Source organism: Thermomonas haemolytica (assembly GCF_004346265.1).
Lineage (GTDB): Bacteria > Pseudomonadota > Gammaproteobacteria > Xanthomonadales > Xanthomonadaceae > Thermomonas > Thermomonas haemolytica.
Genome location: NZ_SMAP01000007.1, coordinates 63,136 through 89,669, shown reverse-complemented (window position 1 = coordinate 89,669; position 26,534 = coordinate 63,136). Strand labels below are relative to the sequence as shown.

Here is a 26,534-nt window from a genome sequence, read left to right as displayed (position 1 = left end):
CCGGGCAGAGCGATTCCCGCCGGCGCGGGAATGATGGCATCGGCATCGTGCAGCAATGGACAAGGCGGCGTATCGCCTGTGTCAGGGACGCGCCAGTGGCGGCGTCGTGCCGATCAGCGCGGGCCGCGCGGCCTGAAGCCGCCGGGCTTGCGCGGGTCGCCGGGGCCGCCCGGGCCCGGGCGGGCGCCGCGCGGCGGACCGAAGGCGCGCTTGCGCTTGGGGGCATCGATGTCGGCGTCGGTGGCCGGGCGCATCCGCAGCGGGCGGCTGGCCACGCGCACCGTCTGCATGTGCTGCATCAGCGCGGCGGGCATGCCTTCCGGCAGGTCCACCAGGGTGTAGTCGTCGCGGATGTCGATGCGGCCGATGTAGCGGCTCTCCAGGTCGGCCTCGTTGGCGATGGCGCCGACGATGTGGCCGGGCTGGGCGCCGTGCTGGTAGCCCACCTCGATGCGGTAGGTCTGCATTCCGACGTCGGCCGGCAGCGGCGTGCGCGGGCCGCGCTCGCGCGGCTCGCGGGCCGGGCGCTCGGGCCGCGGCGGGCGCTCCTCGCGCGCGATGAAGGTCTTTTCCGGCACGGCCGGCTTGGGCAGCAGCAGCGGCGTCTTGCCCTGCACCAGCTTGGCCAGCCCGGCCGCGATCTCCACCGCCGGCACGTTCTTCTCGCGCTCGTAGCGCTCCACCAGTTCGCGGAACACCGACAGGTCGTCGCCGGCCAGCGCGGTATCGATGCGGTCGAGGAACTTGGCGACCCGGCGCTCGTTCACCGCGTCCACGCTGGGCAGGGCCATCGGCTCGATCTTCTGCCGGGTGGCGCGCTCGATCGCGCCCAGCATGCCGCGCTCGCGCGGGGCCACGAACAGGATCGCCTCGCCGCTGCGGCCGGCGCGGCCGGTGCGGCCGATCCGGTGCACGTAGCTCTCGGTGTCGTAGGGGATGTCGTAGTTCAGCACGTGGCTGATGCGCTCCACGTCCAGCCCGCGCGCGGCCACGTCGGTGGCCACCAGCACGTCGATGTCACCGTCCTTCAGGCGCTGGATGGTGCGCTCGCGGGTCTTCTGCTCCACGTCGCCGTTGATCGCCGCCGCCGCGAAGCCGCGCGCGGACAACTTTTCGGCCAGCTCCTCGGTGCCCAGCTTGGTGCGCGCGAAGATGATCATGGCCTCGAACGGCTCGGCCTCCATGATCCGGGTCAGCGCGTCCAGCTTGTTGGTGCCGCTCACCATCCAGTAGCGCTGGCGGATGCTGGCCGCGGTGGTGGTCTGCGCCTTGATCGCGATCTCCACCGGCTCGCGCAGGTAGGTCTGGGCGATGCGCTTGATCGGCGCCGGCATGGTCGCGGAGAACAGCGCCACCTGGCGGGTCTCCGGGGTCTTCTTCAGCACCGCCTCGACGTCGTCGATGAAGCCCATGCGCAGCATTTCGTCGGCTTCGTCCAGCACCAGCATGCGCAGCTCGGACAGGTCCAGCGTGCCGCGCTCCAGGTGGTCGATCACCCGTCCGGGGGTGCCCACCACCACGTGCACGCCGCGGCGCAGCGCGTGCAGCTGCGGGCCGTAGCCCTGGCCGCCGTAGATCGGCAGGATCTGGAACCCGGGCACGTGGTGGGCGTACTTCTGGAAGGCCTCGGCCACCTGGATCGCCAGTTCGCGGGTGGGGGTGAGCACCAGCACCTGCGGCTTGCCCGGGGCCGGGTCCAGCCGCGCCAGCGCGGGCAGGGCGAAGGCGGCGGTCTTGCCGGTGCCGGTCTGGGCCTGGCCCAGCACATCGCGCCCCGCCAGCAGCGGTGGGATGGTGGCGGCCTGGATCGGCGAGGGGGTTTCGTAGCCGACTTCGCGCAGCGCGGCCAGCAAGGGCTCGGGTAGGCCGAGGTCGGAGAACAGGACGGGTGCGGTATCGCCGCTCATGGTGCCTCTGGGCGGGATCGCCGGGAGCAAATGGATCGCACAGTGTACGCCGCGCAGCCGCGGCGGGCGCGGCGCGCGTTGCCGAGGGTGGGGGGCGATACAGGAAGCGGTCGCGCTCGGGGATTCGATCCGGGTATTTCGATCGACATGTTGAGAACGGTTCTCGGCAAGCGCGCGCGAAGCGTGCGTTGCGCACGCAAATCCCCGGATCGGGCACGCCAGGTCTGGTCGCGGCCGCGCGTGGCCGGTTAGAATGCGCGGCTGTTAGCGAAGAACGGCCGATGCGGCCGGCAAGCCCACGAACAACCAGAAGAGGCGAGCGTGCTGGCCGAATACCTGCCCACCCTGCTGTTTTTGATCGTCGCCACCGGGATCGGCATCGTCCTGATCCTCGTCGGCAACGTGCTCGGACCCAAGCGCCCCTCCGACGAGAAGCTGTCGCCCTACGAGTGCGGCTTCGGCGCCTTCGAGAACGCGCGCATGCCGTTCGACGTGCGCTACTACCTGGTCGCGATCCTGTTCATCGTGTTCGACCTGGAAATCGCCTTCGTCTTCCCCTGGGCCGTGGTGTTCCGCGAGCTGGGGGTGTTCGGCCTGATCGAGATGGGCGTGTTCCTCACGCTGCTGGTGATCGGCTTCGTGTACGTGTGGAAGCGCGGCGCGCTGGAGTGGGAATGAGCAATATCGTCCAATCAGTACTGGAAGCCGCCAGCAACCCGCTGCCGGAAGGGCGTCTGGACGACATCCTGCGGCCGGATGGCGACAACCCGCTGCTGCAGAACGGCTTCGTCACCACCAGCATGGACGCGCTGTGGAACTGGGCGCGCACCGGTTCGATGTGGCCGATGACCTTCGGCCTGGCCTGCTGCGCGGTGGAGATGATGCACGCCGGCGCGGCGCGCCTGGACCTCGACCGCTACGGCGTGGTGTTCCGCCCGTCGCCGCGCCAGTCCGACGTGATGATCGTGGCCGGCACCCTGGTCAACAAGATGGCCCCGGCGCTGCGCAAGGTCTATGACCAGATGCCCGACCCGAAGTGGGTGATCTCGATGGGCAGCTGCGCCAACGGTGGCGGCTACTACCACTACTCGTATTCCGTCGTGCGCGGCTGCGACCGCGTGGTGCCGGTGGACGTGTACGTCCCTGGTTGCCCGCCGACCGCCGAGGCGCTGGTGTACGGCATCCTGCAACTGCAGAAGAAGATCCGCCGCATGGAACAGAACCCGTTCTCGCGGACGCCCAAGCCGGAGGGCGCGCGCGCATGACCGCCCTGGCCCAGGAACTGGCCGCCCGCTTCGGCGAGGCCGCCGTGCAGGTCGCGCAGCCGCGCGGCGAGGTGACGCTGGAAGTGCCGGCCGCCGACTGGCTGGGCACCTGCACCGCGCTGCGCGATGCGTTCGGTTTCGACACCTTCATCGACCTGTGCGGGGTCGATTACCTCGGCTACGGCAGCGACGAATGGGACACCGACGTGTCCTCCGAGGGCTTCAGCCGCGGCGTGGAAGGGCAGGGCCCCGGCCGCTTCGCCTGGGGCGAGCGCCCCTCGCACCAGACCGCGCAGCCGCAGGCCGAAGCCCCGGACGCGGCCGGCCCGCGCCGCTTCGCCGTGGTCCTGCACCTGCTGTCGATCGCGCGCAACCAGCGCCTGCGCGTGCGCTGCTTCACCGCCGACGACGGGCTGCCGGTGGTGGCCTCGGTGACCTCGGTTTGGCCGGGCGCCAACTGGTTCGAGCGCGAGGCGTTCGACCTGTTCGGGATCATCTTCGAGGGGCATCCGGACCTGCGCCGGATCCTCACCGACTACGGCTTCGTGGGGCATCCGTTCCGCAAGGACTTCCCGCTGATCGGCAACGTGGAAGTGCGCTACGACGAGGAGAAGCAGCGCGTGGTGTATGAACCCGTCACCAGCGTGGAGCCGCGCGTGGGCGTGGCCCGCGTGATCCGCGACGACGCCGGCCTGGTCACCGCCGAGGGCGAGCGCTCGAGCCGCATCCTGGCCCGGGAGGCGCGTCGATGAACCTGCATCAGAACCCCGGCAGCGACACCTTCGCCAGCAGCCCGGCGGAGGCGCAGCAGGAGATCCGCAACTACACCCTGAACTTCGGCCCGCAGCACCCGGCGGCGCACGGCGTGCTGCGCCTCATCCTGGAGATGGACGGCGAGGTGGTGCGTCGCGCCGACCCGCACATCGGCCTGCTCCACCGCGCCACCGAGAAGCTGGCCGAGAGCAAGCCGTTCAACCAGTCGATCGGCTACATGGACCGGCTCGACTACGTCTCGATGATGTGCAACGAGCACGCCTACGTGCGCGCGATCGAGACGCTGCTGGGGATCGAGGCGCCGGAGCGGGCGCAGTGGATCCGCACCATGTTCGACGAGATCACCCGCATCCTGAACCATCTGATGTGGGTGGGCTCGAATGCGCTCGACCTCGGCGCGATGGCGGTGTTCCTGTACGCCTTCCGCGAGCGCGAGGAGCTGATGGACTGCTACGAGGCGGTGTCCGGCGCGCGCATGCATGCGGCCTACTACCGTCCCGGCGGCGTGTACCGCGACCTGCCCGAGCAGATGCCGAAGTACAAGGAATCGCCGTGGCGCAAGGGCGACAAGCTCAAGCGCTTCAACGCGTGGCGCGAAGGCTCGCTGCTGGATTACCTGGAGCATTTCACCCAGGACTTCCCGAAGCGGATCGACGAGTACGAGACCCTGCTGACCGACAACCGCATCTGGAAGCAGCGCACCGTCGGGATCGGCGTGGTCACCCCCGAGCAGGCCAAGGCCTGGGGCATGAGCGGCCCGATGCTGCGCGGTTCCGGGATCGAATGGGACCTGCGCAAGAAGCAGCCCTACGCCAAGTACGCCGAGGTCGATTTCGACATCCCGGTGGGCGTGAACGGCGACTGCTACGACCGCTACCTGGTGCGCATCGCGGAGATGCGCGAGTCCAACCGCATCATCGCCCAGTGCGTGAAGTGGCTGAAGGCCAACCCGGGCCCGGTGATGCTGGACAACTACAAGGTGGCCCCGCCCTCGCGCGCGGACATGAAGCAGAGCATGGAAGCGCTGATCCACCACTTCAAGCTGTTCACCGAAGGCTATTGCGTGCCCGCCGGCGAGACCTACGCCGCGGTGGAGGCACCGAAGGGCGAGTTCGGCTGCTACCTGGTCAGCGACGGCGCCAACAAGCCGTTCCGCGTGCACCTGCGCGCGCCGGGTTTCGCCCACCTGTCCTCGATGGATGAAATCGTTAAGGGCCACATGCTGGCCGACGTGGTGGCCATGATCGGCACCTACGACATCGTCTTTGGTGAGATCGACCGATGAAAGCAACCGGCAATTTCGAAGCCTGCCGTCACGTCGATCCGATGGCAGTGCTGTCGGATGCGACCCGCGCGCATATCGACCACTGGCTGGCCAAGTTCCCGCCGGACCGCAAGCGTTCGGCGCTGCTGCAGGGGCTGTTCGCCGCGCAGGAGCAGAACGGCGGCTGGCTGACCGATGAGCTGATGGCGGCGGTGGCTAAATACCTGGACCTGCCGCCGGTGTGGGCCTACGAGGTGGCGACCTTCTACTCGATGTTCGAGACGAAGAAGGTCGGCCGCAACAACGTGGCCTTCTGCACCAACATCAGCTGCTGGCTCAACGGCGCCGAGGATCTCGTTGCGCACGCGGAAAAGAAGCTGGGCTGCAAGCTGGGCGAGTCCACCGCCGACGGCCGCGTCTACCTCAAGCGCGAGGAAGAGTGCGTGGCCGCCTGCTGCGGCGCCCCGGTGGTCGTGATCAACGGGCATTACCACGAGAAGCTCACCCCCGGGAAGGTGGATGAGCTGCTGGACGGGCTGAAGTGATGGGCGGACATTCGCACTATTCGGAAGGCTATGGTCCCGTCGGCCCCGCGCCGAAGGAGCACCAGGCGGTGTACACCACGCTGCACTTCGACAAGCCGTGGTCGTACGAGAACTACCTCAAGACCGGCGGCTACCAGGCGCTGCGCAAGGTGCTGACCGAAAAGATCCCGCCGGCCGATGTCATCGAGATGGTCAAGGCCTCCGGCCTGCGTGGCCGCGGCGGCGCGGGCTTCCCGACCGGTCTGAAGTGGAGCTTCATGCCCAAGGGGCCGGGCCAGAAGTACATCCTGTGCAACTCGGACGAGTCCGAGCCGGGCACCTGCAAGGACCGCGACATCCTGCGCTACAACCCGCACGCGGTGATCGAGGGCATGGCGATCGCCTGCTATGCCACCGGCAGCACCGTGGCCTACAACTACATGCGCGGCGAGTTCCACCACGAGCCGTTCGAGCACATCGAGGAGGCGCTGGCCGAGGCCTACAAGCACGGCTGGCTGGGCAAGGACATCCTCGGCAGCGGCATCGACATCGACATCTACAATGCGCTTGGCGCGGGCGCCTACATCTGCGGCGAGGAAACCGCGCTGATGGAGTCGCTGGAAGGCAAGAAGGGGCAGCCGCGCTACAAGCCGCCGTTCCCGGCCAACTTCGGCCTGTACGGCAAGCCGACCACCATCAACAACACCGAGACCTATGCTTCGGTGCCGGCGATCATCCGCAACGGCCCGGATTGGTTCATGGGCCTGGGCAAGCCGAACAACGGCGGCTGCAAGATCTTCTCGGTGTCCGGCCACGTGGCCAACCCCGGCAACTTCGAGATTCGCCTCGGTACCCCGTTCGCGGAGCTGCTGGAGATGGCCGGCGGCATGCGCCCGGGGCGCACGCTGAAGGCGGTGATCCCGGGCGGCTCGTCGATGCCGGTGCTGCCCGGCGAGGTGATGCTGGGCCTGACCATGGACTACGACAGCATCCAGAAGGCCGGTTCCGGCCTCGGCTCGGGCGCGGTCGTGGTGATGGACGACACCACCTGCATGGTGCGCGCCTGCCAGCGCATCGCGCGCTTCTACAAGGCCGAGAGCTGCGGCCAGTGCACCCCGTGCCGCGAAGGCACCGGATGGATGTACCGCATGCTGACCCGGATCGCCAATTTCGAGGCGACGATGGACGACCTCGCCATGCTGCGCGCCGCCGCCGGGCAGATCGAAGGCCACACCATCTGCGCCTTCGGCGAGGCCGCGGCGTGGCCGGTGCAGGGCTTCCTGCGCCATTTCTGGCACGAATTCGAATACGCCATCGTGCACAAGCGCTTCTACGTCGACGATGCGCTTGCCGGCACGCTGGCCACGGCTGAGAAGGTGGTGGCGTGAGCGCACAACCCGTCAATCCGAACCTGCCGCCCGACCACGTCACCGTCTTCATCGACGGCGTCGAGATGGCCGCGCCCAAGGGCTCGATGATCATCCATGCCGCCGACAAGGCGGGCATCCCGATCCCGCGCTTCTGCTACCACGAGAAGCTGCCGATCGCGGCCAACTGCCGCATGTGCCTGGTGGATACCGAAATCGGCGGGCGCGCCGCGCCCAAGCCCTCGCCGGCCTGCGCCACCCCGGTGATGGACGGGATGAAGGTGTTCACCCGCAACGAGAAGGCGCTCAAGGCCCAGCGCAACGTGATGGAGTTCCTGCTGATCAACCATCCGCTGGACTGCCCGATCTGCGACCAGGGCGGCGAGTGCGAGCTGCAGGACCTGTCGCTGGGCTATGGCCGCTCGGTCGGCCGCTTCGTCGAGCGCAAGCGGGTGGTGCCGGACGAGGACCTCGGCCCGCTGGTCGCCACCGAGATGACCCGCTGCATCCAGTGCACCCGCTGCGTGCGTTTCACCGCGGAGATCGCCGGTACCTATGAGCTCGGCGGCATGCAGCGCGGCGAGAATTTGCAGATCGGCACCTATGACGGGCAGCCGCTGATGACCGAGCTGTCGGGCAACGTGATCGACGTATGCCCGGTCGGTGCGCTCACCAACAAGGTGTACCGCTTCAAGGCGCGTCCGTGGGAGCTCATCGCGCGGCCTTCGCTTGGCTACCACGACGCGCTCGGCAGCAACCTGTTCCACCACGTCCGCCGCGGCGAGCTGCTGCGCAGCGTGCCGCGCGACAACGAGGCGGTGAACGAGTGCTGGCTGTCCGACCGCGACCGCTACGCGCACGAGGGCCTGCTGGCCGACGATCGCGCCGCGGTGCCGCTGCTGCGCGACGGCGACGGTTTCCGCGAGGCCTCGTGGGACGAGGCGCTGGACGCGGCCGCGCGGATCCTGCGCGAGTCCGCCGGCGACGACCTCGGCGTGCTGGTGCACCCGGCGACCTCGAACGAGGAGGGCGCGCTGCTGGCGCGCCTGGCCGATGGCCTCGGCAGCCGCCACCTCGACCACCGCATCGGCCAGCTCGACCTGTCCGATGGCGCGCAGGCGCAGGCCTTCGCGATGCCGGTGGCCGAGATCGAACAGGCCGATGCCATCGTCATCGTCGGCTCCAACCTGCGCCACGAAGTGCCGCTGCTGCACCAGCGCGTGCGCAAGGCGGCCAAGCGCGGCGCGCGGGTCCACGTGGTCAATCCGGTGGACTTCGACTTCACCTTCGCGGTCGCGTCCAAGCACATCGTGCCGCCGGCGCAGCTGGCAGCGGCCCTTGATGGCGTGGACCTGGGCGATGCCGGCAATGTGGCGGTGATCGTGGGTGGCGTGGCCGAGAACGGCCCGCACGCCGCCGCGATCCGCAAGGCGGCCGCCGCGTTCGCCGCGGCGAAGAATGCGAAGCTGTGCCGCATCCCGCAGGGCGCCAATGCCCTCGGTCTGGCCCGCCACGGCGTGCTGCCGGCCGGGCTGGACGCGCAGGCGATGCTGCGCCAGCCGCGCAAGGCCTACGTGCTGTACGGGATCGAGCCGGGCCTGGACTTCGCCGACCAGCAGGCCGCGCTGAAGGCGCTGGGCGGCGCGCGGGTGGTGGCGTTCAGCCAGTTCGCCTGCACCTCGACCCGCGCGGTGGCCGACGTGATCCTGCCGATCGGCGCGCTGCCGGAAATCGACGCCACCCTGACCAACCTCGATGGCCGCGACCAGCAGGCGGTGGCCGCCGCGAAGCTGCCCGGCCAGGCCCGCCCCGGCTGGCGCGTGCTGCGCGCCCTCGGCGGCGCGCTGGCGCTGCCGGGCTTCGAGTTCACCGACCTCGACGGCCTGCGCGCCGGGATGGCCCCGGTGGCCGTGCAGGTGGCCGCGGGCAGCGCCGCGCCGGCCGCCGGCAACGGCCTGCAGGTGGCCGCCTCGCAGGCGATCTACCGGGTGGATGCAGTGGTCCGCCGCAGCCATGCGCTGCAGGCGCATCCGCTCAACGCCGGCCCGCACGCCAGCCTGAACCCGGCGGATGCCGCCGCGGCCGGCCTCGCGCAGGGCGCGATGGCGAAGTTCTCCACCGCCGCCGGCACCGCCACCCTGCAGGTGCTGCTGGATGCGCGCGTGGCCCCGGGCTGCGTGTGGCTGGAGTCCGGCCACGGCGCCACCGCGCCGCTGCTGGCCGCCACCACCCTGGAGGTGGCGCGCGCATGAGCACCATGACCCACACCCTGCTGTCCAACAATCCGCTGATGCAATACGCCATCGAGCCGCTGCACGCGGCCCTGCTGTCGTTCGGCACCCTCGGCCTGCTGGCCTGGATCGTGCTGAAGGTGCTGGCGATCACCGTGCCGGTGATCGTCACCGTGGCCTTCTACGTGGTCTGGGAACGCAAGGTCATCGGCTGGATGCACGTGCGCCACGGGCCGATGTACGTCGGCTGGGGCGTGCTGCAGGCGTTCGCCGACGTGTTCAAGCTGCTGTTCAAGGAAGTGGTGCAGCCGAGCGTGGCGCACCCGGTGCTGTACCGCCTGGCGCCGCTGCTGGCGCTGGTGCCGGCGTTCGCGGCATGGGCGGTGGTGCCGTTCGACGCCCAGGTGGTGCTGGCCAACGTCAACGCCGGTCTGCTGTACCTGCTGGCGATGACCTCGCTGGGCATCTACGGCGTGATCCTCGCCGGCTGGGCCTCGAACTCGAAGTACGCCTTCCTCGGCGCCATGCGCGCCTCGGCGCAGATGATCAGCTACGAGATCGCGATGGGCTTCGCGCTGGTCGGCGTGCTGATCGCCGCCGGCAGCCTGAACCTGTCCGAGATCGTGATGGCCCAGGCCGGCCGCGGCTTCCTGAGCTGGTTCTTCATCCCGCTGCTGCCGCTGTTCGTCGTGTACTTCGTGTCCGGCGTGGCCGAGACCAACCGCGCGCCGTTCGACGTGGTGGAAGGCGAATCCGAGATCGTGGCCGGCCACATGGTCGAGTACTCCGGCTCGCAGTTCGCGCTGTTCTTCCTGGCCGAATACGCCAACATGCTGCTGGTCAGCTTCCTGACCTCGATCTTCTTCCTCGGCGGCTGGCTCAGCCCGTTCCACGGCTGGGGCATCCCGCTGCTGTCGGCGGACGGCTGGTGGTGGCTGCTGGCCAAGGTGTTCTTCTTCGCCACCTGCTTCATCTGGTTCCGCGCCGCGTTCCCGCGCTATCGCTACGACCAGATCATGCGGCTGGGCTGGAAGGTGTTCATCCCGATCACCATCGTCTGGATCTTCGTGACCGCGATGCTGGTGTATTTCGGCGTGATCGGTGGCAATGCGATGGGGGCGGCGGCATGAGCAAGGTGGTGTCCTATTTCAAGAGCCTGCTGTTGCTGGAGCTGCTCGGCGGCCTGTGGCTGACCCTGAAGTACCTGTTCCGTCCGAAGTACACGCTGATGTACCCGATGGAGAAGACCCCGCAGTCGCCGCGCTTCCGCGGCGTGCACGCCCTGCGCCGCTACCCGAACGGCGAGGAGCGCTGCATCGCCTGCAAGCTGTGCGAGGCGGTGTGCCCGGCGCTGGCGATCACCATCGAGGCCGGCCCGCGCGCGGACGACGGCAGCCGCCGTACCACCCGCTACGAGATCGACCTGTTCAAGTGCATCTTCTGCGGGTTCTGCGAGGAGTCGTGCCCGACCGACTCGATCGTGGAGACCCACGTGCACGAGTACCACTTCGACCAGCGCGGCCAGAACATCCTGACCAAGCCCAAGCTGCTGGCCATCGGCGACCGCCTGGAGGCGGAGATCGCCGAGCGCCGTGCCGCCGACGCCCCCTACCGTTGAGGCAGGACCCCATGGATTTCGATTTCCAGACCATTGCCTTCCTCGGCTTCGCGGCGGTCGCCGCGATCGCCGCGCTGGCCACGATCGCCGCCCGCAACCCGGTGCATGCCGTGCTGTGGCTGGTGCTGACGTTCTTTTCGGTGGCCTGCACCTGGATCGTGGGCGGCGTCGAGTTCCTCGGCATCGCGCTGGTGCTGGTGTACGTGGGCGCGGTGATGGTGCTGTTCCTGTTCGTGGTGATGATGCTGGACATGGACAAGGCGCCGATCCGCCAGGGCTACGTGCGCTACCTGCCGATCGGGCTGCTGGTGGCGGTGGCGATGCTGCTGGAGATGCTGGCGCTGATCGGCGTGCGCAGCGCCGCGCAGGCGCCGCTGGCCGACAACGCCGCGGTCGCTTCCGGTATTCCCAACACCAACTGGCTGGCGCATGCCCTGTTCACCGACTTCATGCTGCCGTTCGAAGTGGCGGCGGTGATCCTGACCGTGGCGGTGGTGGCGGCGGTGATGCTGACCTTGCGCCGGCGCGAGGGAACACGCCATCAGAATCCTTCGGAGCAGGTGCGGGTGCGCGCCGCCGAGCGCGTGCGCATGGTGAAGATGGCGGCGGAGACGCCGGTGGTCGATGGCCAGGCCGGGGAGGGCGCGTGATGGAAAACCTGGTGTCCGCCCTGACCCTGGGGCATTACCTCGCGCTGGGCGCGGTGCTGTTCTGCATCAGCGTCGCCGGCCTGTTCCTCAACCGCAAGAACGTGATCATGCTGCTGGTGTCGCTGGAGCTGATGCTGCTCTCGGTGAACATCAACTTCGTGGCGTTCTCGCGCTCGCTGGGCGACGCCGCCGGCCAGGTGTTCGTGTTCTTCATCCTCACCGTCGCCGCCGCCGAGGCCGCGATCGGCCTGGCGATCCTGGTGACCCTGTTCCGCAACCGCCGCACGATCGATGTGGCGGACATCGATAGCTTGAAGGGCTGACCTGATGGATTCGGCACTCCTCATTTCCAAGACCCAGCTCGTGCTGGTGGTGCTGCTGCCGCTGCTGGGCAGCATCCTCGCCGGCCTGTTCGGCCGCCAGATCGGCCGCGCGGGGGCGCACACCGTGACCATCCTCGGCGTGGCGGTGAGCTGCGCGCTGTCGGTGCACGTGCTGTGGCAGCTGCTGCACGGCGCGCCGGTGTTCAACGAGAACCTGTACACCTGGATGCAGGTGGGCGACATCTCGGTGAACGTCGGCTTCCTGGTGGACAAACTGACCGCGATGATGATGGTGGTGGTGACCTTCGTGTCGCTGCTTGTCCACATCTACACCATCGGCTACATGGCCGAGGACGACGGCTACCAGCGCTTCTTCAGCTATATCTCGCTGTTCACCTTCAGCATGCTGATGCTGGTGATGAGCAACAACTTCATGCAGCTGTTCTTCGGCTGGGAGGCGGTGGGCCTGGTGTCCTACCTGCTGATCGGCTTCTGGTTCAAGCGCCCGACCGCGGTGTTCGCCAACCTCAAGGCGTTCCTGGTCAACCGCGTGGGCGATTTCGGCTTCCTGCTGGGCATCGCCGGCGTGCTCTTGTGGCTGGGCACCCTGGACTACGGCACCGCCTTCGCCAATGCCGACGCGATCCGCGGCGCCAGCGTCGAGATCCTGCCGGGCCACGCGTGGTCGGTCGCCACCGTGATCTGCATCTGCCTGTTCATCGGCGCCATGGGCAAGTCGGCGCAGGTGCCGCTGCACGTGTGGCTGCCGGACTCGATGGAAGGCCCGACCCCGATCTCGGCGCTGATCCACGCCGCGACCATGGTGACCGCCGGCATCTTCATGGTGGCGCGCATGTCGCCGCTGTTCGAGCTGTCGGAGACCGCGCTCAATTTCATCCTGTTCATCGGCGCCACCACCGCGTTCTGGACCGGCCTGATCGGCATGGTGCAGAACGACATCAAGCGCGTCGTGGCCTATTCCACCCTGTCGCAGCTGGGCTACATGACGGTGGCGCTGGGCGTATCCGCCTACTCGGCCGCGGTGTACCACCTCATGACCCACGCCTTCTTCAAGGCGCTGCTGTTCCTCGGCGCCGGCTCGGTCATCATCGGCATGCACCACGAGCAGGACATGACCAAGATGGGCGGCCTGCGCAAGTACATGCCGATCACCCACCTGACCATGTGGATCGGCACCCTGGCGCTGGTCGGCACGCCGTTCTTCAGCGGCTTCTACTCGAAGGACACCATCATCGAGGCGGCCGCCGAGCATGCGCAGACCCACGCCGGCTGGATCGCACAGTACGCCAACTGGGCGGTGCTGCTGGGCGCGTTCGTCACCAGCTTCTACAGCTTCCGCCTGCTGTACCTGACCTTCTTCGGCGAGGAGCGCTTCCGCCACGCGCACGCCTCGCATGGCGCGCACGACCACGAGACCCACAGCGAGCCGGACCACCACCACGGCCCGGTGGAACCGCACGAGAGCCCGTGGGTGGTGACGTTGCCGCTGGCGCTGCTGGCGATCCCGGCGCTGCTGGTGGGCTTCTTCACCGCGGGGCCGATGCTGTTCGGCACCGACGTGCTGGGCCACGTGAAGCAGGTGCCGTATTTCGCCGGCGCGATCCAGGTGCTGGAGCAGAACGACGTGATGGCCAAGCTGGCCGAGGAGTTCCACGGCCCGGTGGCGTTCGCGCTGCACGGGTTCCTGGCCCCGGCGTTCTGGCTGGCGCTGGTCGGCTTTCTGCTGGCCACCCTGCTGTACCTGGTCAAGCCGCAGTTGCGCACCGGCATCACCCGCGCGCTGGCGCTGCCGATCCGCGTGCTGGAGCGCAAGTTCTACATGGACGACCTGTGGATCGGCGGCCTGGCCGGCGGCAGCCTCAAGCTCGGCAAGGCGTCCAGCGAGATCGACGCCGGCCTGATCGACGGCATCGTGAACGGCAGCGCGCGCCTGGTGGGCACGCTGGCCGCGATGATCCGCCGGGTGCAGACCGGCTACCTCTACCACTATGCCTTCGCCATGATCCTGGGACTGGTCGCCCTGCTGGCGATGGCCCGCTACTACTGGCAGTAAGGCCGGAAACGACGACGAGATGGATACCGCAAGCGTGACCCACTGGCCCCTGCTCAGCCTCCTGATCTGGCTGCCGATCCTCGGCGGCGTGTTGACCCTGCTGGCCGGCAACCAGCGACCGCAACTGGCGCGCTGGATCGCGCTCGGCTTCGCGGTGCTGACGTTCGTGCTCAGCATCCCGCTCTTCACCGGCTTCGACTACGGCAGCGCGGCGATGCAGTTCGTCGAGCAGCGGCCGTGGATCCCGGCCTACGACATCCAGTACCACCTCGGCGCGGACGGCCTGTCGGTGCCGCTGATCGGCCTGACCACCCTGGTCGGCGTGCTGGTGCTGGTGGGTGCGTGGGGCTCGGTAGAGAAGCGGGTGGCGCAGTACTTCGCCTGCCTGATGCTGCTGGAAGGCGCGATGGTGGGCGTGTTCAGCGCGCTGGACTCGATGCTGTTCTACGTGTTCTTCGAGGCCATGCTGATCCCGATGTTCATCGTGATCGGCGTGTGGGGCGGCCCGCGCCGCATCTACGCCTCGCTGAAGTTCTTCCTGTACACCTTCCTCGGCTCGGTGTTCATGCTCATCGGGCTGATCTACCTGTACCTGAAGGGCGGCAGCTGGCAGATCGCGGACATGGCCGCGCTGCCGCTGACCATGCGCGAGCAGACCTGGTTGTTCTTCGCCTTCTTCGGCGCGTTCGCGATCAAGGTGCCGATGTTCCCGGTCCACACCTGGCTGCCGGACGCCCACGTGGAGGCGCCGACCGGCGGTTCGGTGGTGCTGGCGGCGATCATGCTGAAGATCGGCGGCTACGGCTTTTTGCGCTTCACCCTGCCGATCGTGCCGGACGCCGGCCACGCGTTCGCCTGGCTGATGATTGCCTTGAGCCTGGTCGCGATCGTGTACGTCGGCCTGGTGGCGCTGGTGCAGGCCGACATGAAGAAGCTGATCGCCTATTCGTCGGTCGCGCACATGGGCTTCGTGATCCTGGGCACCTTCATCGCGTTCTCGCTGGTGCGCGACGCGCAGTCGGCCGACGCGGCCCGCCTGGGCCTGCAGGGCGCGATGGTGCAGATGGTCTCGCACGGCTTCATCTCCGGCGCGATGTTCTCCTGCGTCGGCGTGCTCTACGACCGCATGCACACCCGCATGATCAAGGACTACGGCGGCGTGGCCAAGGTGATGCCGTGGTTCGCGCTGTTCTGGGTGCTGTTCGCGATGGCCAATTCCGGCCTGCCGGGCACCAGCGGCTTCGTCGGCGAGTTCGTGGTGATCCTGGCCGCGTTCCAGCACAGCCCGCTGATCGCCCTGGCCGCGGCGCTGACCCTGATCATCGGCGCCGGCTACTCGCTGTGGCTGACCAAGCGGGTGATTTGGGGCGACGTGGGCAATGCGCACGTCGCCGAGTTGAAGGACATCAACATGCGCGAGTGGATCGTGCTGGGCGTGTTCGCCGCCTTCACCCTGGCGCTGGGTATCGATCCCAAGCCGCTGACCGACCTGATGGAGCCCTCCATCGCGCAACTGGCGGGCCAGCTCGCCGCGACCAAGCTTTGAGGACATGACGACGATGCAGGCCACTCTCGCCATGCCGGCAGCCACCGAACTGCTGCCGCTGATTCCCGAACTGGTGCTGGTGGGCGCCGCGTTCTTCCTGCTGATGCTGGACCTGTTCCTGAAGGACGGCCAGCGCGTGCTCACCCATGTGCTCGCGATCGCCACCCTGCTGGTGGTGGCGGCGCTGGTGCTGGGCGGCGTTGGGGCCGGCGATGAGGCCAGCGTGCTCGGCGGGATGTTCGTGCGTGACACCCTGGCCGACGTGCTCAAGGTGGTCACCTGCGTGATCTCCGCGGCCGCGCTGCTGTTCTTCTGGCCTTACCTGCGCGAGCGCGGCCTGTACAAGGGCGAGGTCTCGGTGCTGGTGCTGTTCGCCGTGCTGGGCATGCTGCTCTTGATCTCGGCCGGCAGCCTGGTGATGGTGTACCTGGGACTGGAGCTGCTGGCGCTGAGCTCGTACGCGCTAGTTGCGATCGACCGCGACAGCCGCCTGGCCTCGGAAGCGGCGATGAAGTATTTCGTGCTGGGCGCGCTGGCCTCGGGCCTGCTGCTGTACGGCATGTCGCTGGTGTACGGCGCCACCGGCAGCCTGGACCTGGCCACCATCCGCGAGGCGGCCCCCTCCGTCGCGCAGCCGACCCTGCTGCTGGCCGGCGTGGTGTTCATGCTGGCGGGCATCGCCTTCAAGTTCGGCGCGGCCCCGTTCCACATGTGGCTGCCGGACGTCTACCACGGCGCGCCGACCCCGGTGACCCTGTTCATCGGTTCCGCGCCCAAGCTGGCCGCGTTCGCGATGGTGGTGCGCCTGCTGGGCTTCGGCGCCGCGCCGCTGGCCGCGCACTGGCAGCCGATGCTGGCCGTGCTGGCCGCGCTGTCGCTGCTGGTCGGCAACGTGATCGCGCTGATGCAGACCAACCTCAAGCGCATGCTGGCGTATTCGACCATTTCGCACGTCGGCTTTTTGTTCCTCGGCCTGGCCGGCGGCGGCGCCGGTGGCTATGCCGCGGCGATGTTCTATGCGATCAGCTACGCGCTGATGGCGACCGCCGCGTTCGGCGCGATCGTGCTGCTGTCGCGGCGCGGGTTCGAGGCCGATGCCATCGACGACTTCAAGGGCCTGAACGCGCGTGATCCGTGGAGCGCCGGCATGGTGCTGTGCGTGATGGCCTCGCTGGCCGGCATCCCGCCGTTCCTCGGCTTCTGGGCCAAGCTGGCGGTGCTGCGCGCGGCGTTGGACGGCGGCATGCTGTGGCTGGCGATCACCGGCGTGGTGTTCGCGGTGATCGGCGCGTTCTACTACCTGCGCGTCATCAAGGTCATGTACTTCGACGAGCCGGTGGGCGAGGCGATGCGTCCGCGCGACGACCGCCTGCTACGCGTGGTGTTCGGCGTCAACGCGCTGGTGCTGCTGGCGCTGGGCGTGTTCTGGAACCCGCTGATGGCCTGGTGCCAGGCCGCGTTCGCCTGACAGCGCGTCAGGCCTTTCCTGGATCGACCGCGGGGCGCACTTCGGTGCGCCCCGTGCGTTTTGCGGCGATGCAAATCACGATGCCGTGCTCGCCTGAAGGCGGGCGCTGAGACGCCGGACGCCGGGACGCCGGTGGCGATGCGGCGAACGGCGCGAAAGCACAAACGAAAACGGCGATGCGGTTGCCCGGATCGCCGTTTCGTTCGTGCTGAATGTGGTAGCGGGGGCAGGATTTGAACCTGCGACCTTCGGGTTATGAGCCCGACGAGCTGCCAGACTGCTCCACCCCGCAGCAGAGTCGCGCATTGTAATGACCGATGCCGGATCGCGCAAGGTTTATTTGCGATGGCATCGCGGTATGCGGCGGGCGCGTGCCTCCGCGCGTGGTCATGCCAGCGCCTTGAGGCGGTACAGCGCCTCCAGCGCCTGCTTGGGGCTGAGTTCATCGGGATCCAGCGCGGCCAGCGCCTCCAGTGCGGCGGAGGAGGCCGGGAACAGCCCGAACTGCTGCGGCGCGTCCAGCGCCTGTGCGCTCATCGCCGGCACCGGCGCTTCGCGCGCCTGCGCCTCCAGTTCCGCCAGGCGCGCGCGCGCCTGCTGCAGCGCGGCCCGCGGCAGCCCGGCCAGCGCCGCGACCTGCAACCCGAAGCTGCGGTTGGCCGGGCCCGGGCGCACCGCGTGCATGAACACCAGCGCATCGCCGTGCTCCACCGCGTCCAGGTGCAGGTTGGCGATGCCGCTGCCGGGCTCGGCCAGCGCGGTCAGTTCGAAATAGTGGGTGGCGAACAGGGTGTAGCTGCGGTTGACGCTGGCCAGTTGCCGCGCGACCGCATCGGCCAGCGCCAGGCCATCGTAGGTGGAGGTGCCGCGGCCGATCTCGTCCATCAGCACCAGCGACTGCTCGGTGGCGTGGTGCAGGATGTAGGCGGTCTCGCTCATCTCCACCATGAAGGTGGATTGGCCACGGGCAAGGTCGTCGCCGGCGCCGATGCGGGTGAGGATGCGGTCGATCGGGCCGATCTCCGCGCGAGCGGCCGGTACGAAGCTGCCGATATGGGCCAGCAGCACGATCAGCGCGTTCTGGCGCATGTAGGTGCTTTTCCCGCCCATGTTCGGGCCGGTGACGATGTACATGCGGATGCCGCCGCCTTCGGCCTCGGCGTCGAACACCAGGTCGTTGGGTTCGAACGGTGCGTCGCGCAGCGCCTCCACCACCGGATGGCGGCCGCGTTCGATGCGTAGGCCGGGCGCGTCGCGCAGCTCGGGCCGGTTCCAGTCCAGCGCCAGCGCGCGTTCGGCGAAGCAGGCCAGCACGTCGAGTTCGGACAGCGCCAGTGCGCAGCGGCGCAGCGGCTCCAGCACGCCGTTGAGGGTGTCCAGCAATCCCTCGTACAGCAGCTTCTCGCGCGCCAGCGCGCGTTCCCGCGCGGACAGCACCTTGTCCTCGAAGCCTTTCAGCTCCTCGGTGATGTAGCGTTCGGCCCCGGTCAGGGTCTGGCGTCGGGTGTAGTGCACCGGGGCCTTGTCGCTGTGGGCCTTGCCGATCTCGATGTAGTAGCCGTGCACCCGGTTGTAGCCGACCTTCAGGCTGGCGATGCCGGTGGCGGCGCGCTCGCGCGCCTCCAGGTCGAGCAGGAACTGGTCGGCATGGGTGGACAGCCGGCGCAGTTCGTCCAGTTCGGGGTCGAAGCCGTCTGCGATCACGCCGCCGTCGCGTGCCAGCAGTGGCGGCTGCGCGACCAGCGCGGCCTGCAGGTGGGCGGCGGTGGCGTCGTGTTCGCCCAGCTCGGCGTGCAGCGCCTGCAGCCGCGGCGAATCCAGCGGCGCCAGCAGTGCGCGGATCGCCGGCAGCGCACCGAGGCCGTCGCGCAGGGTGGCCAGGTCGCGCGGACGCGCGCTGCGCAGGGCCACCCGCGCGAGGATGCGCTCCATGTCGCCCAGCCCGCGGAACGCCTCGCGCAGCGGCACGTGGGTGCCGCCGTCCAGCAGTGCCTGCACCGCGTGCTGGCGCTGGCGCAGCGGCGCGCGCTCGCGCAGCGGGCGGTGCAGCCAGCGCCGCAGCAGGCGGCCGCCCATCGGGGTGACGGTGCTGTCGAGTACGCCGAGCAGGGTGGCGCGGGTATCGCCGTCCACCCGGGTATCCAGCTCGAGGTGGCGGCGGGTGGCGGCGTTCATCGCGATCGCCTCCTCCCCGCTCTCCAGCGCGATGCTGCGCAGGTGCGGCAGCCGCTGCTTCTGGGTTTCCTCCACGTAGCCCAGCACCGCGGCGGCGGCGGCGATCGCCAGCGGACGGTCGTCCAGCCCGAAGCCGGTGAGATCGTGCACGCCGAAGAACTGCAGCAGCTGACGGCGCCCACTGTCGGCGTCGAACAGCCACGGCGGGCGCCGGCGCAGGCCGCGCGCCTCCTGCACGCAGGGCGGCCAGCCATCTTCATCTGCGATCAGGGTCTCCGCCGGCTGCAGGCGCGCCAGTTCGGCCTCCAGCGCGTCCTCGCCGGCCACTTCGCTGGCGCGCAGGCGGCCGCTGGCCAGATCCGCCCAGGCCAGGCCATAGCCCCGGCCCTTGCTGGACATGCCGCCGCGGGCGATGGCCAGCAGCAGGGTGTCGCGGCGTTCGTCCAGCAGCGCCTCGTCGGTGACGGTGCCGGGTGTGACGATGCGCACCACCTTGCGTTCCACCAGCCCCTTGCTGGTTGCAGGATCGCCGATCTGCTCGCAGATGGCGACCGATTCGCCCAGTGCCACCAGCCGCGCCAGGTAGCCTTCGTAGGCGTGCACCGGCACCCCGGCCATCGGGATCGGCTGGCCGGCCGACTGCCCGCGCTGGGTCAGGGTGATGTCCAGCAGGCGCGCCGCCTTGCGCGCATCGTCATAGAACAGCTCGTAGAAGTCGCCCATCCGGAAGAACAGCAGCACGTCCGGATGCTCCGCCTTGGCGGCGAAGTACTGCTTCATCAGCGGGGTGTGTTCGGCGGGCTTGGCGGCGGGAGCGGGATCGACGGGCATGGGTGGGCACGGACGAGCGGCAGGCGAGGCGTCGCATGCCGTGGCCTGATGGTTGAAGCCTGATTGTAGAAGGATGTCGCCGCGGGAGGGCGCCGCCGCGCGAGCGCGGCGGGCGTGATCGATCAGCAGCAGGCGCGGTGGGTATCGGCGTAGGAATTGCCCGGGTTGGCGGCCACGCCGGTGGTTTCGCCGCGCAGGCTGGCCGCGTGGTGCTCGGAGACCACCCGCGCCACGCAGGCGGTGACCGCCTTGCCCATCGGGATGTGCAGGAACTCGTTCGGGCCATGCGCGTTGGAATGCGGGCCCAGCACGCCGGTGATCATGAACTGCGCGCCCGGGAACTTCTCGCCGAGCATGCCCATGAACGGGATGGTGCCGCCTTCGCCCATGTACATCGCCGGCTTGCCGAAGAAGTCCTGGCTGGACTGCTCGATGGCGGCTTCCAGCCACGGCGCCAGCGCCGGTGCGTTCCAGCCGCTGCTGGCCTTCTCCAGGGTCAGGCTGACGTGCGCACCGTACGGCGGATCGCGCAGCAGCGCGTCCTGCAGCAGCTCGCCGGCGCGCTTGCCGTCCAGCGTGGGCGGCAGGCGCAGGCTGAGCTTGAGCGCGGTGTAGGGGCGCAGCACGTTGCCCGCCGAATCCAGCGGCGGGATGCCGTCCACGCCGGTGATCGACAGTGCCGGGCGCCAGGTGCGGTTGAGCACCAGCTCGGCCAGGTCGTCGCTCATCGGCACCATGCCGGACAGCAGCGGGAACTTGTCGTACACCTCGCTGCCCAGCACCTCGGCCACCTTCTGCGCCTGCGCGCGGCGTTCGGCCGGGATCTCCACGTACAGCCCGTCGAGCAGGATGCGGCCGGTGTCCTCGTCCTCGATGCGCGAGAGCAGGTCGCGGATGATGCGGAAGCTGGAAGGCACGATCCCGGAGGCATCGCCGGAATGCACGCCTTCCGAGAGCACCTTCACGGTGAGGTTGCCGCCGGCCAGCCCGCGCAGCGAGGTGGTGCACCAGAGCTGCTCGTAGTTGCCGCAGCCGGAATCCAGGCACACCACCAGCGAGGGCTTGCCGATGCGCTCGGCCAGGTGGTCCACGTAGTAGGGCAGGTCGTAGCTGCCGGATTCCTCGCAGGCCTCGATCAGCACCACGCAGCGCGCGTGGGCGGCGCGCTGCGCCTGCAACGCCATGATCGCCGCCAGCGAGCCGTAGATCGCATAGCCATCGTCGGCGCCGCCGCGGCCGTACAGGCGGTCGCCCTGCAGCACCGGGATCCACGGGCCCTTGTCGGCATCCCAGCCGGTCATCTCCGGTTGCTTGTCGAGGTGGCCATAGAGCAGCACGCAATCGTCGTCGCGCCCGCCGTTGGCAGCCGGGATGTCGATGAAAATCAGTGGCGTGCGGCCTTCCAGCCGCACCACTTCGACCTGCATCCCCAGGATCGGCTGCGCCCTGGCCCAGGATTCCATCAGCGCCACGGCGCGATCCATGTGGCCGTTCTTCACCCAGTCGGCGTCGAACATCGGCGATTTGTTGGGGATGCGGATGTATTCGACCAGCTGCGGGACGATCTCCTCGTCCCATTTGCGGGCGACGAACTCGCGCACGCCGGCGGCATCGAAGTGGGGGGTGTGCATGGGGGATTTACTCGCAATGAAAGCAACTTCCGGATTGTACGCCCCGGGGTGGGCAAGCCGGCGTGAGCGGCGGTTGCGGATCAGATTTTTCCTACCCCGAGGCTCGGAAAACCTCCGACGCGCGCCGGGATGCCGCCCGATAGGCTCGTCCCCGTCCTGCGGCGCAACCTGCGCACACCGGGACGCCGCACGCGCTCCGGCACGGAAGCCCACAACCCAAGGAGACTGCCATGAAAATCCTGTCCACCCTGCTGTCCTCGCTGGTCCTGTTCTTCGCGCTGGCCGGCAGCGCGCTCGCCAGCGAGACCGTCAACATCAACACCGCCGACGCCGCCACCCTGGAGCGGGTGCTGGTCAACATCGGGCCGGCCAAGGCCCAGGCGATCGTCGATTACCGCAAAGCCAATGGCGCCTTCCGCAGCCCCGAGCAGCTGGCGATGGTCAAGGGCATCGGCCTGAAGACGGTGGAGAAGAACCGCGACCGCATCTCGGTCGGTGGCGCGCGTCCGCTGGCCCCGGCGGCCCAGCAGGCTAGCGCCAAGCCGGTCGTCAAGGCGGCGACCAAGCCCGTGCAGGTGGTGCGTCGGTGAGTGCCGATTGCACCTGCGGCGATACCGCGACGGCGGGGCAGGACGCCCCGCCGTGCGGCGTGCGCATCCTGCGTGCGGCCGATTACCGCCGCATGCGCTGGAAGAACGGGGCCGGCTGGACCTCGGAAGTGCTGCGGATGCCGGACTGCGAGGACTGGGACTGGCGGCTGTCGCTGGCGGAGATCGACCAGGACGCCCCGTTCTCCGCATTTCCGGGGATGGAGCGGCTGCTGGTCCTGCTGCAAGGCGATGGCCTGCGCCTGCAGTTCGAGGATGGCCGCAGCCAGGAATTGCGCCCGCCGCACGGGATGCTGCGGTTTTCCGGCGACCGGCCGCTGCGTGCCGAGCTGCTGGGCGGGCCCTGCCGCGACTTCGGCCTGATCTGGAAGCGCGGCCGCATCGATGTGCAGCTCTGGCACCGCCCGCTGGCCGGCACGATGGTGCTGTTCGCGGGCAGGCGCGAAACCTGGCTGCTGCACCTGCTGGAGGGCACTGCGCAGGTGGCCGGCGATGGCGTGCCCGGCGGCGCACTGGTCGCGGGCGACAGCGTGCTGCTGGAAGGCAGCGAACTGCCAACCCGGCTGCCCTTGGAAGGCCACGGGGCCGCCTTGCTGGCGAGGATCACCCGGATCGGCGAGGACTGACCCCAGCCTGGATGGTTGGGGTGAGTGCTTTCCCCGCGGGGTTGAGGTGGTGGCGCAGGACGCGGCTCCACCGGCGGCACAGGGACGTGCCGCGCTTTTTGTCATCTGCGCGAACGGCGGCGGACTGCGGGCCTGATTGCGGGTGACTCAGGCACTGGCGCCCGTTCATGGTTCGATAGGCGCACCACGAACGGGCGCCTCGGGTTGGTCGCGAACGAAAGGAACACGCTCCCCGCGAACACGAGATGCCGGCGCCCCGCGAGCGGGAATCTCGGTCAGGCGCACCGCGCGCCGTGCGTCGATCAAGGCGCGATCCTGCGCTTCAGCGCTCGGCGCAGCGGAGGCGGCAGGCTGGGCAGGGTGCGCAGCAGCCATGGCAGCAATCGGCGTTTGGCCCCGCCCAGCGCTTCCGGCACCACGGCTTCGATCAGGTGCGGGCCGGGGTTTGCCAGTGCGTATTCCAGGGCCTTGCAAAACGCCTCGGCGGTGTCGGCGCGGGCGGCATGCACGCCCATGCCCTGCGCCAACCGGCAGAAATCCAAGACCGGGTCGCGCAGGGCGAGCTGCGAGCGCGCCTTGGGGCCGGGCGCGGCATCGGCCCCGACCCGTTCCAGTTCGACGTTCAGCACCGAATAGCTGGCGTTGTTGAACACGATCGCCGTGACATCCAGCCGCTCGCGCGCCATCGTCCACAGCGCCTGCGGGGTGTACATCGCGCTGCCGTCGCCGACCAGCGCCAGCACCGGACGGTCGGGGCAGGCGATGGCCGCACCGACTGCGTTCGGCAGCGCCTGGCCGATCGCGCCGCCGGTGAGGGTGAGCAGGTCGTGGCGCGGGCAGCCGGCGGTCATCGTCCCCAGCAGCAGGCCGGAGGTGATCGCCTCGTCGATAAGGATGGCGCGCTCCGGAAGCAGGTGGCCGACGGCCTTGCACACCTTGGCCGCGGTCAGGCGGCCGCGTGGCCGCGCGGGGCGCATGGCCGGCTGCAGCGCGGGCGCGGCCTGTGCTGCGCCGAGCGCTGCGGCGAGCTTGTCCAGGCTGGCCGCCGCATCCTGCGCCGGGGTCGCCAGCGTGTGCACGGTGCAGCCTTCCGGCACCAGGTCGCTGGGTTTGCCGGGATAGGCGAAGAACGAAACCGGCGATTTGGCATCCACCAGCACCAGGTGGTCGATGCCGGCCAGCTGCACGCCCGCCAGTTCGGCCAGGTAGGCGATGCGTTCGGGCGTGGGCAGCCCGGCGCCGCGTTCCAGCCGGGTCGGGAACACCTCGCAGAAGAGGTGCGTGTCGCATTGCGCGGCGATCCGCGCGGCCGCGAGCAGCGCCGGTTCGCGCAGGGCCTGGCCGCCGAGCAGGAAGGCGGTCTTGCCGCCGCCGCGGATCGCGCGGGCGATCGCCTCGACGGTGGCATCGTCCGCCGCTTGCGGGGCCGGCGGCGCCGGGGGCGGGCAGGGCATACCGCCTTCGCCCCAGGACACGTCGGCCGGCAGGATCAGGGTGGCCACCTGGCCGGGCAGGCCGCGCGCGGCGGCGATCGCTTCCACCGCGTCCCGGCACAGCGCCTCGGTACTGGCGCTGGTGCGCACGAAGCCGGGCGAGACGTTGCGCGCGACGGTTTCGATGTCGGATTGCAGCTGGGCATCGAACGGGACATGGAAGGTGGCATGGTCGCCAACGATGTTCAGCACCGGCACCTTGCCCTTGCGCGCGTTGTGCAGGTTGGCCAGGCCGTTGCCGAGGCCGCAGCCCAGATGCAGTAGGGTGGCGGCGGGCTTGCCGGCCATCCGCGCATAGCCGTCGGCGGCGCCGGTGGCCACGCCTTCGAACAGAGTGAGCACCGCGCGCAGGCGCGGCTCGGCATCCAGCGCGGCCACGAAGTGCATCTCGCTGGTGCCGGGATTGCTGAAGCAGACCTCGATCCCGGCATCGGCCAGGGTCTTGATCAGGGAGTGGGCGCCGTTCATGCGGAGGACCTCGTTCAGTGCCCGGTGGCGATGGCGCGGGCTGCGGCGCGCGCGGTGAGGATGCAGCCGGGCAGGAAGGTGCCCTCCAGCGAGCGCTTGCCGCAGGCGCCGCCGCCGCCGAAGCCGGCGGCCTCGCCCACGCAGTACAGGCCCGGGATCGGCACGCCGTTGGCATCCAGCACCCGGCTGTGCAGGTCGGTGCGCAGCCCGCCCAGGCTCTTGCGGGTGATCAACTGGGTGTGGATGGCGATGAACGGCCCGGCGCCCGGGGCCTGCAATGGCGCGGGCTTGCAGGTGCGCAGGCGATCCGGGCCCCACTGGCGTGCGTGCAGGATGCGCTGCACTTGCAGATCGGCCGCAGGATCGGCGCCGGGTGCGAAGTGGGCGTCGAAGGCATCGACGCTGGCCTGCAACACGGCCGGGTCGATGTCGTGCGAGCAGGTCAGTGCGTTCATCCGCTCGGCCAGCTCCGGCAGGGTATCAGCCACCAGGAAGTGCGGGCTCTCGCGCTGCATCTGTGCCAGCAGGCGGCGGTTGCCCAGCAGGGTGTCCAGCAGGAAGCGCAGGAGTTGCTTGTCACGGATGCGTGGGTTGTGCTCGGCGCCGGAGATCGCGAACTCCTTGAGCGCGATGCGCCGGTTGAGCAGGTGCCAGGTCCACGGCTGTTGCTGCGCGGCCACCTGCTGGCACAGCCAATGGGTGTCGAACCCGGTCACCAGCGGCTCCGGGCCGATGCGGCGGCCGCTGGCATCCAGCCATAGCGCCGACTTGCACGGGATCAGCGACAGCCCGTGGCCCGGAAAGTGGGGGAATGGGTGCGGGATGCCGGCGGCGTAATTCCACATCTCACCGGCGCGTACGATGCGCGCGCCCAGCGCGGCGGCGGCATGGTGCAGGCGGCCATCCGCATACGGATGCGCGCCATTGAGAAAACGTGACGGCAGCGGGCGCTCCGGCGGCCAGTTGCGGCGCAGCTCGGTGGGATCGCCATTGATGCCGCCGCTGGCGATCACCACCGCCGCGGCCGTGACCTGCACCGGGGCGCCGCTGGCCTCGTCCACTGCCTGCACCCCGGCCATGCGCCCGCCGGCCTGCTCCAGCGCCAGCACGCGGTGGCGGTGCAGCAGGGCCAGCCGGCCACCGCTGTCGGCCTCGCGCAGCGCGGCGATCATGCGCTGGGTGAGCGCCAGCGCGGTACCCCAGACGATATGGTAGCGCGGCACCGAGTTGCCCTCGCCGGCGCGTCCGCGTTCCACCCAGTTCACCGCCGGCATGAACCCGATGCCGTGCGCGCGCAGCCAGTCGTAGACATCCGGCCGCGAGCGTTCGACGTAATGCCGCGCCCAGGCCACGGCGTGGATATCGGCAGGGTCGAGTTCGCCGAACCGCATCCAGTCGGCGAACGCGCGCTCGGGCGAATCCTGGATCCGGCGCCGGCGCTGCAGCGGCGTGTCTACCAGCGCCATCCCGCCAAAGGCCCAGCGTGCCAGCCCGCCGAAGCGCTCCGGCGTGTCGCGGTCCAGCAACACCACCCGCTGCCCGGCGCGCAGCGCTTCCAGCGCGGTCACGATCCCGGCCAGCCCGCCGCCCACCACCACCACGTCCGCCTGCAGCGATGCCATGCTTCCCCCGGGCGCAGCGGCCCGCCGACGATTGTCCCGCCAACGATAGCCGCTTGCGGCGGCGCCGGC

At 69.3% G+C, this 26,534-nt stretch carries 21 protein-coding genes and 1 tRNA gene; 16 read left to right on the top strand and 6 right to left on the bottom strand.

What is annotated here, in order from left to right:
* Positions 1-113 precede the first annotated feature (113 nt).
* Positions 114-1,907, bottom strand: a complete 1,794-nt coding sequence (locus EDC34_RS09345) for a DEAD/DEAH box helicase (protein WP_114960498.1) — start codon at positions 1,905-1,907, stop codon at positions 114-116.
* A 321-nt stretch (positions 1,908-2,228) separates the two neighbouring features.
* Between EDC34_RS09345 and EDC34_RS09340 the strand changes: the two genes are divergently transcribed.
* From EDC34_RS09340 to nuoN, 14 genes are read left to right on the top strand one after another with little or no spacing between them, the layout of a single operon-like run.
* Complete coding sequence (locus EDC34_RS09340; RefSeq protein WP_114960499.1) at positions 2,229-2,585, top strand: NADH-quinone oxidoreductase subunit A; 357 nt, start codon at positions 2,229-2,231, stop codon at positions 2,583-2,585.
* Positions 2,582-3,172: a NuoB/complex I 20 kDa subunit family protein gene (locus EDC34_RS09335; RefSeq protein ID WP_114960500.1), complete on the top strand. Its 591-nt coding sequence runs from the start codon at positions 2,582-2,584 to the stop codon at positions 3,170-3,172. The genes EDC34_RS09340 and EDC34_RS09335 overlap by 4 nt, the downstream gene beginning before the upstream one ends.
* Positions 3,169-3,924, top strand: coding sequence for an NADH-quinone oxidoreductase subunit C (locus tag EDC34_RS09330; protein WP_114960501.1), 756 nt, complete (start codon positions 3,169-3,171; stop codon positions 3,922-3,924). Before EDC34_RS09335 ends, EDC34_RS09330 begins: the two co-directional genes overlap by 4 nt.
* Entirely contained in the window at positions 3,921-5,231 is a 1,311-nt protein-coding gene (locus EDC34_RS09325; RefSeq protein ID WP_114960502.1) for an NADH-quinone oxidoreductase subunit D, read from the top strand. The genes EDC34_RS09330 and EDC34_RS09325 overlap by 4 nt, the downstream gene beginning before the upstream one ends.
* Positions 5,228-5,755 (top strand): NADH-quinone oxidoreductase subunit NuoE, encoded by a 528-nt coding sequence (gene nuoE, locus EDC34_RS09320; protein WP_114960503.1) that lies wholly within the window; start codon positions 5,228-5,230, stop codon positions 5,753-5,755. Before EDC34_RS09325 ends, nuoE begins: the two co-directional genes overlap by 4 nt.
* Complete coding sequence (gene nuoF, locus EDC34_RS09315; protein ID WP_114960504.1) at positions 5,755-7,122, top strand: NADH-quinone oxidoreductase subunit NuoF; 1,368 nt, start codon at positions 5,755-5,757, stop codon at positions 7,120-7,122. The genes nuoE and nuoF overlap by 1 nt, the downstream gene beginning before the upstream one ends.
* The gene (gene nuoG, locus EDC34_RS09310) at positions 7,119-9,353 is read left to right on the top strand and encodes an NADH-quinone oxidoreductase subunit NuoG (RefSeq protein WP_114960505.1); all 2,235 of its coding nucleotides are present in this window, start codon (positions 7,119-7,121) and stop codon (positions 9,351-9,353) included. Before nuoF ends, nuoG begins: the two co-directional genes overlap by 4 nt.
* Before the next feature lie 38 nt (positions 9,354-9,391).
* Entirely contained in the window at positions 9,392-10,462 is a 1,071-nt protein-coding gene (gene nuoH, locus EDC34_RS09305; protein WP_114960571.1) for an NADH-quinone oxidoreductase subunit NuoH, read from the top strand.
* A complete protein-coding gene (gene nuoI, locus EDC34_RS09300) occupies positions 10,459-10,950 on the top strand; it encodes an NADH-quinone oxidoreductase subunit NuoI (protein ID WP_114960506.1) in 492 nt (163 codons plus the stop codon). Before nuoH ends, nuoI begins: the two co-directional genes overlap by 4 nt.
* Before the next feature lie 11 nt (positions 10,951-10,961).
* The gene (locus EDC34_RS09295; protein ID WP_114960507.1) at positions 10,962-11,600 is read left to right on the top strand and encodes an NADH-quinone oxidoreductase subunit J; all 639 of its coding nucleotides are present in this window, start codon (positions 10,962-10,964) and stop codon (positions 11,598-11,600) included.
* A gap of 20 nt (positions 11,601-11,620) precedes the next feature.
* Positions 11,621-11,923 (top strand): NADH-quinone oxidoreductase subunit NuoK, encoded by a 303-nt coding sequence (gene nuoK, locus EDC34_RS09290; RefSeq protein ID WP_240311107.1) that lies wholly within the window; start codon positions 11,621-11,623, stop codon positions 11,921-11,923.
* Positions 11,924-11,927: 4 nt separating this feature from the next.
* The gene (nuoL, locus tag EDC34_RS09285; protein ID WP_114960509.1) at positions 11,928-13,997 is read left to right on the top strand and encodes an NADH-quinone oxidoreductase subunit L; all 2,070 of its coding nucleotides are present in this window, start codon (positions 11,928-11,930) and stop codon (positions 13,995-13,997) included.
* A gap of 34 nt (positions 13,998-14,031) precedes the next feature.
* On the top strand, positions 14,032-15,543 hold the full coding sequence (locus EDC34_RS09280) for an NADH-quinone oxidoreductase subunit M (protein ID WP_114960572.1): 1,512 nt from the start codon (positions 14,032-14,034) through the stop codon (positions 15,541-15,543).
* Positions 15,544-15,547: 4 nt separating this feature from the next.
* On the top strand, positions 15,548-17,011 hold the full coding sequence (nuoN, locus tag EDC34_RS09275) for an NADH-quinone oxidoreductase subunit NuoN (RefSeq protein ID WP_114960510.1): 1,464 nt from the start codon (positions 15,548-15,550) through the stop codon (positions 17,009-17,011).
* Positions 17,012-17,226: 215 nt separating this feature from the next.
* Here the strand turns inward: nuoN and EDC34_RS09270 are convergent.
* The 3 genes from EDC34_RS09270 to EDC34_RS09260 all read right to left on the bottom strand — a co-directional run bounded on the left by EDC34_RS09270 (position 17,227) and on the right by EDC34_RS09260 (position 21,648).
* Positions 17,227-17,303 (bottom strand) — tRNA-Met (locus EDC34_RS09270).
* A 95-nt stretch (positions 17,304-17,398) separates the two neighbouring features.
* Positions 17,399-20,017 carry a DNA mismatch repair protein MutS gene (gene mutS, locus EDC34_RS09265; RefSeq protein WP_114960511.1) on the bottom strand — a complete coding sequence of 873 codons (2,619 nt, stop codon included), beginning with the start codon at positions 20,015-20,017 and terminating at the stop codon, positions 17,399-17,401.
* Between the two features lie 122 nt (positions 20,018-20,139).
* Positions 20,140-21,648, bottom strand: a complete 1,509-nt coding sequence (locus tag EDC34_RS09260) for a M20 family metallopeptidase (RefSeq protein ID WP_114960512.1) — start codon at positions 21,646-21,648, stop codon at positions 20,140-20,142.
* Positions 21,649-21,878: 230 nt separating this feature from the next.
* Here EDC34_RS09260 and EDC34_RS09255 point away from each other — a divergent pair, with 230 nt between their 5' ends.
* Both EDC34_RS09255 and EDC34_RS09250 read left to right on the top strand, forming a co-directional pair.
* Positions 21,879-22,238 carry a ComEA family DNA-binding protein gene (locus EDC34_RS09255; RefSeq protein WP_114960513.1) on the top strand — a complete coding sequence of 120 codons (360 nt, stop codon included), beginning with the start codon at positions 21,879-21,881 and terminating at the stop codon, positions 22,236-22,238.
* Positions 22,235-22,882 carry a HutD/Ves family protein gene (locus EDC34_RS09250; RefSeq protein ID WP_114960514.1) on the top strand — a complete coding sequence of 216 codons (648 nt, stop codon included), beginning with the start codon at positions 22,235-22,237 and terminating at the stop codon, positions 22,880-22,882. The genes EDC34_RS09255 and EDC34_RS09250 overlap by 4 nt, the downstream gene beginning before the upstream one ends.
* Before the next feature lie 302 nt (positions 22,883-23,184).
* On the opposite strand, the gene EDC34_RS09245 is transcribed toward EDC34_RS09250, so the two are convergent.
* Both EDC34_RS09245 and EDC34_RS09240 read right to left on the bottom strand, forming a co-directional pair.
* The gene (locus EDC34_RS09245; protein WP_114960515.1) at positions 23,185-24,843 is read right to left on the bottom strand and encodes an acetolactate synthase large subunit; all 1,659 of its coding nucleotides are present in this window, start codon (positions 24,841-24,843) and stop codon (positions 23,185-23,187) included.
* Between the two features lie 14 nt (positions 24,844-24,857).
* On the bottom strand, positions 24,858-26,465 hold the full coding sequence (locus tag EDC34_RS09240) for an FAD-dependent oxidoreductase (protein ID WP_114960516.1): 1,608 nt from the start codon (positions 26,463-26,465) through the stop codon (positions 24,858-24,860).
* Between the last annotated feature and the right edge of the window lie 69 nt (positions 26,466-26,534).

Coding starts and splice junctions, on each gene's coding strand:
- mutS (WP_114960511.1), bottom strand. CDS start 20,017: ATGCCCGTCGATCCCGCTCCCGCCGCCAAGCCCGCCGAACACACCCCG.
- EDC34_RS09255 (WP_114960513.1), top strand. CDS start 21,879: ATGAAAATCCTGTCCACCCTGCTGTCCTCGCTGGTCCTGTTCTTCGCG.
- nuoH (WP_114960571.1), top strand. CDS start 9,392: ATGCAATACGCCATCGAGCCGCTGCACGCGGCCCTGCTGTCGTTCGGC.
- EDC34_RS09325 (WP_114960502.1), top strand. CDS start 3,921: ATGAACCTGCATCAGAACCCCGGCAGCGACACCTTCGCCAGCAGCCCG.
- EDC34_RS09295 (WP_114960507.1), top strand. CDS start 10,962: ATGGATTTCGATTTCCAGACCATTGCCTTCCTCGGCTTCGCGGCGGTC.
- EDC34_RS09260 (WP_114960512.1), bottom strand. CDS start 21,648: ATGCACACCCCCCACTTCGATGCCGCCGGCGTGCGCGAGTTCGTCGCC.
- nuoF (WP_114960504.1), top strand. CDS start 5,755: ATGGGCGGACATTCGCACTATTCGGAAGGCTATGGTCCCGTCGGCCCC.
- EDC34_RS09345 (WP_114960498.1), bottom strand. CDS start 1,907: ATGAGCGGCGATACCGCACCCGTCCTGTTCTCCGACCTCGGCCTACCC.
- EDC34_RS09240 (WP_114960516.1), bottom strand. CDS start 26,465: ATGGCATCGCTGCAGGCGGACGTGGTGGTGGTGGGCGGCGGGCTGGCC.
- nuoN (WP_114960510.1), top strand. CDS start 15,548: ATGACGACGATGCAGGCCACTCTCGCCATGCCGGCAGCCACCGAACTG.
- nuoE (WP_114960503.1), top strand. CDS start 5,228: ATGAAAGCAACCGGCAATTTCGAAGCCTGCCGTCACGTCGATCCGATG.
- EDC34_RS09245 (WP_114960515.1), bottom strand. CDS start 24,843: ATGAACGGCGCCCACTCCCTGATCAAGACCCTGGCCGATGCCGGGATC.
- nuoI (WP_114960506.1), top strand. CDS start 10,459: ATGAGCAAGGTGGTGTCCTATTTCAAGAGCCTGCTGTTGCTGGAGCTG.
- EDC34_RS09330 (WP_114960501.1), top strand. CDS start 3,169: ATGACCGCCCTGGCCCAGGAACTGGCCGCCCGCTTCGGCGAGGCCGCC.
- EDC34_RS09335 (WP_114960500.1), top strand. CDS start 2,582: ATGAGCAATATCGTCCAATCAGTACTGGAAGCCGCCAGCAACCCGCTG.
- nuoL (WP_114960509.1), top strand. CDS start 11,928: ATGGATTCGGCACTCCTCATTTCCAAGACCCAGCTCGTGCTGGTGGTG.